This window comes from Clostridium thermobutyricum (assembly GCF_000371465.1).
GTDB lineage: Bacteria > Bacillota > Clostridia > Clostridiales > Clostridiaceae > Clostridium > Clostridium thermobutyricum.
Genome location: NZ_KB850956.1, coordinates 2917202 through 2922022 on the forward strand (window position 1 = coordinate 2917202; position 4821 = coordinate 2922022).

Sequence of the window (4821 nt, forward strand, 5' to 3'; positions counted from 1 at the left end):
CTCCTTCCCATTCCGAACAGGAAAGTTAAGCTCTATAACGCCGATGGTACTGCATGGGAGACTGTGTGGGAGAGTAGGAAGTTGCCAAGTGAGAACTCAAGAAGAGTCAGTAGATTTATCTACTGGCTTTTTTTTATTTATAAATATGAAAAATGCAATTTAATAGCTTATTTTGTTAATAAATTGTGTAAATATAGCTCTATATGGTATATAAATTAATTATTTATTAATCTATTTTTAATTTTTATATATTAAATTAATAAAATTTATTTATTAAAAAATAAATTTTATTAATTGAAGATGCTTTTAACTTTAAACAAAAATTATCAAAAATGATATAAACTTAAAAATAGTGAAAGATTTCAAAAAATTTATTTTATTAACTATAATAATAAATTTAATTAATAATTAGGTGATATTATAATTCAAGAAGGTAGGTGGTAAAAAATGAATAATTCCAAACATGGGAAAATATTAGTTTACTTTGGAAAATGTGATGAAGGTGAGAAGTTAAAAAAATTAAATGAAATAGCAACTCATCTAGAAAACATTTATAACTTAGAAGTAAATTTTGTTAATTCAAAAGATGACTTCATAGAAGATTTTCTATATAAACAAGATATAACTTGTCTACTTATGGAATATTCTTCAGAACATAAGGATGAATTAGACAAAACTCTTACATTTATTAGAAAGCATAACAAGAAACTTCCTGTTATCGCATTTACAGCTAATAAAGATGATCTAAATAAATTAGATTTAGTAGAAATTAAAAAATTAAATGATTTCTGCTTCTTATATGAAGATACAGTAGATTTCTTAGCTGGTAGAATAGAAGAACACTCAAAAAATTATATGAGTATTGTTGAATCACCTTTTTTAAATAATTTAATTAAATATGCTAAAGAATATAAATATGCATGGCATACACCAGGACATATGGGGGGATGTGCATTTTTAAAGAATCCTCCAGGTAAATATTTTTATGATTTCTTAGGAGAAAATGTATTTAGAACTGACCTTTCTGTTTCAGTTCCAGAATTAGGATCATTACTTGATCATGAAGGACCTATAGGAGAATCAGAAAAATTTGCTTCAAAAGTATTTGGATCAGACCAAACATATTATGTTTTAAATGGTACAAGTTCAGTAAACCAAATAATTTGGAGAGGTAGAGTAACAAAAGATGAATTAGCATTCGTTGACAGAAACTGCCATAAATCTCTAAACTATTCAATGGTAATTACAGAAGCAATTCCAACATACATAATTCCTAGAAGAAATGGATTAGGAATTATAGGACCAGTTAAATTAGAAGAGTTTACAAATGGATATATAAAGGGTGCTTTAAAAGAAAATCCTTTAGTTCCAGAAAGTAAAAAAGATGAAAGCATAAAAATGTTAACCCTTACTAACTCAACATATGATGGTCTTTGCTATAATGTAAGCAAAATTAAAGAAAACTTAGATAAAAGTATAAAGAATCTACATTTTGATGAAGCTTGGTATGCTTATGCAAAATTCCATCCTTTATATAATAACTTTTTTGCAATGACTAATGATTTAGATGATGAAAAACATCCACCAATATTTGCTTCACATTCAACACACAAATTATTAGCTGCTTTCTCACAAGCATCTATGTTACATGTTAAAAATGGTAGTGATGTAAAAGTAGATCCAGAAATATTTAATGAAGCTTATATGATGTATGGTTCAACTTCTCCACAATACAATATGATTGCATCACTTGATGTTGCAACTAATATGATGGACTTCAATGGAGAAGATTTACTTGAAGCAACAATAAAAGATGCTATTGATTTAAGAAAGAATATCAATAGACTTTATGAAACTGAAAAGAAAGAAAATGGATGGTTCTTCTCTGCATGGCAACCAGAAACTACTATGTTTGAAGGTAAAAAGGTTAAACTTACTGAAGCACCAACTGAATTCTTAGCTAAAGATCAAAAAACTTGGATATTAAATTCAAAAGATAACTGGCATGGATTTGATGATATAGAAGATGATTATATCATGCTAGATCCATTAAAAGTAACAATAAAAATGCCAGGTATAAATACAGATGGAAGTTTAGAAGAAGAAGGTATTCCAGCAGCAATAGTATCAAATTATTTAATAAACTTTGGGGTTGTTGCTGAAAAAACTGATTACTATTCATTCTTGGTATTAAATTCTATAGGAACTACTAAGAGTAAGCAAGGTGCATTAATTTCTGGATTAAGCCAATTCAAGAAATTATATGATAACAACGCACCATTAAGCGAAGTATTCCCAGATTTAGTTAAAGAAAATCCAGGCGTATATGATGGAATTGGTTTAAAAGATCATTGTCAAGAAATGCACAATTATATTAAAGAGCATAAAATATTAGAATTAATGGCAGCATCATATCAAATTATTCCAAAACCAGAAATGAAACCAGCAGAAGCAGCAAGAAAAGTATTTAGAGAAGAAGTTGAAAAAGTTACTATAGATGAGATTATTGGTAGAACAGCAGCTATAATGATAGTTCCATATCCACCAGGAATTCCAATGTTAATGGGTGGAGAAAAAATAGATAAAGATGCTACACCAATAGTTAAATATCTATTAGCAAGAGAAGCTTTTGAAAGAGTATTCCCAGGATATTATGGAGATATACATGGAATAGAAGCTGTAGAAATTAATGGAGAAAGAAAATTTAAAACATTAGTTTTAAAATAAAATATTAAAGTAGTTATCTCATTATATATAATGAGATAACTACAATATAACTAAATAACTAAAAGTAGGTGTTAAAATGGGAAAAAGTAAAACAAAAATGAATGCTCTCCAACTTACTATTATAGTTGCAGTTAATATGATGGGATCAGGTATTATTATGCTTCCATCTAACTTAGCTCAAGTTGGTACAGTTTCAATTTTATCATGGATTCTTACAGCACTAGGAGCGTTAGCTTTAGCATATACATTTGCTCAATGTGGTATGCTTAGTAGAAACAAAGGTGGTATGGGTGGATATGCTCAATACACATTTGGTAAAAATGGTAACTTTATGGCAAACTATTCATACGGTATATCATTATTAATAGCTAACGTTGCTATAGCCGTATCAGTTGTTGCATATGGAACTCAATTTTTAGGTATTCATTTATCACCAGTAATGAACACAATAGCAATTATAGTAGTTTTATGGATAAGTACAGTACTTAACTTTGGTAGTGCTAATTTTACTGGGAAAATTGGATCAGTTGTTGTTTGGGGAATAATTATTCCTTTAGTAATAGTTTCAGTTATAGGATGGTTCTGGTTTAGTCCAAGCAGATGGATAGGAGCTTGGAATCCACATCACCTTTCATTAGCAACAGGAATTAAATCATCAATAGCATTAACTTTATGGGCATTCTTAGGATTAGAATCAGCATCAGCTAATATGGACTCTGTTGAAAATCCACAAAAAAATGTTCCAATAGCATGTTTAGGTGGTACAATAATAGCAGCTATATTCTATATTATTTCAACAGAAGTAATGGCTGGTATTTGTCCAACACATGCATTAGCAACTTCTAATGCTCCATTCGGATTAGTATTCGCAACAATGTTTAACCCAACAGTAGGTAAAGTTATCATGGGATTAATGGTTATTGCTTGTTTCGGATCATTAATGGCATGGCAATTCACTGTTGCAGAAGTATTCAAGAGTTCAGCATTTGAAGGATACTTCCCAAAAGTGTTTACAAAAGTTACAAGCAGAAATGTTCCTATTATCGGAATGATTATATTAGGAATTATTCAAACTTTATTAGCACTTATGACAATAAGTCCAAACTTAAATGCTCAATTCCAAGTTATAGTTAACTTGGCCGTAGTAACAAATATGGTTCCTTACTTGTTATCAATGGCATCATTACAAAATATGCAAGTTATTGAAAAGGCAACTAACAAGAAGAAAATTAAAATTAATAATATTATAGCTGTATTAGCAGGTATATATACTTTATATGCATTATATACTGCAGGTTCACAAGCTATGCTATACGGAGGTATAGTTGCTATGGCAGGATGGACAATTTATGGATTCCTTGCACACAGATTCAATAATGATCAAGGACCTGTAACAGCAGCATAGAATTATTAAAATATAGATATTAAAATATTATTTTTTATAAGTTAGACGTATTACTTAAATTGTAATACGTCTATTTTATATTAAAAAACGCTTTATATAAATTGAATAAGATAATTTTAATATTTGTAGAGACTGAAAATTGTTTATTTGATATAAAGGTTAGATTTTATAATTTAAAATAGGTATTGTAAGAAAAAAGTTTAAAAGAAGAAATATTAAAAAATTTAATAAAGAAAAAATATATGTATGATTAAATATTATTTTTTTATATAATAATAAAATTTTATCCAAATTATAAGATAGATTATTATATAAATTAAAATTTATTTGAGTTTATTAAAAACGTATCCTTGCGTGTCAATAGACTAAAAATGTTGAAAATAGAAGAATTTTGACTGTGAATAGATATAATTTTAATAAATGAAGTAAATATAAATATTATATTCAAAAATAGATGATATTATAAATAGGTCGCTTGAAGCAAACAAGCTTTTGAAAGTGAGACATTAAAGTTTTAAAAATATATTTAATTTAAAAAATATATTGACAAATAAAACTTTGTTTGATAAACTAAACAAGTCGCAAAAAGCGATGAGAAAAAATGGTCTTTGAAAATTGAACAGAATAATATATAAGCAAACTTAAACCAGCAATTCTTTTATAAGTAAGTTTTAAGAGCTAAAAGATTA

Annotated in this window: 2 protein-coding genes and 1 other annotated feature; both genes read left to right on the plus strand. The window is 27.7% G+C overall.

The window, feature by feature from the left end:
* Positions 1–79 (plus strand) — a sequence feature (5S ribosomal RNA rRNA prediction is too short).
* Positions 80–447: 368 nt separating this feature from the next.
* On the plus strand, positions 448–2727 hold the full coding sequence (locus tag HMPREF1092_RS13660) for an Orn/Lys/Arg family decarboxylase (protein WP_002599249.1): 2280 nt from the start codon (positions 448–450) through the stop codon (positions 2725–2727).
* A gap of 76 nt (positions 2728–2803) precedes the next feature.
* Positions 2804–4132 (plus strand): putrescine-ornithine antiporter, encoded by a 1329-nt coding sequence (gene potE, locus HMPREF1092_RS13665; RefSeq protein ID WP_002599250.1) that lies wholly within the window; start codon positions 2804–2806, stop codon positions 4130–4132.
* Positions 4133–4821: the final 689 nt, after the last annotated feature.

What these genes read in the sequence shown, in the direction of transcription:
- HMPREF1092_RS13660 (WP_002599249.1), top strand. Translation starts at nt 448, where the DNA reads ATGAATAATTCCAAACATGGGAAAATATTAGTTTACTTTGGAAAATGT.
- potE (WP_002599250.1), top strand. Translation starts at nt 2,804, where the DNA reads ATGGGAAAAAGTAAAACAAAAATGAATGCTCTCCAACTTACTATTATA.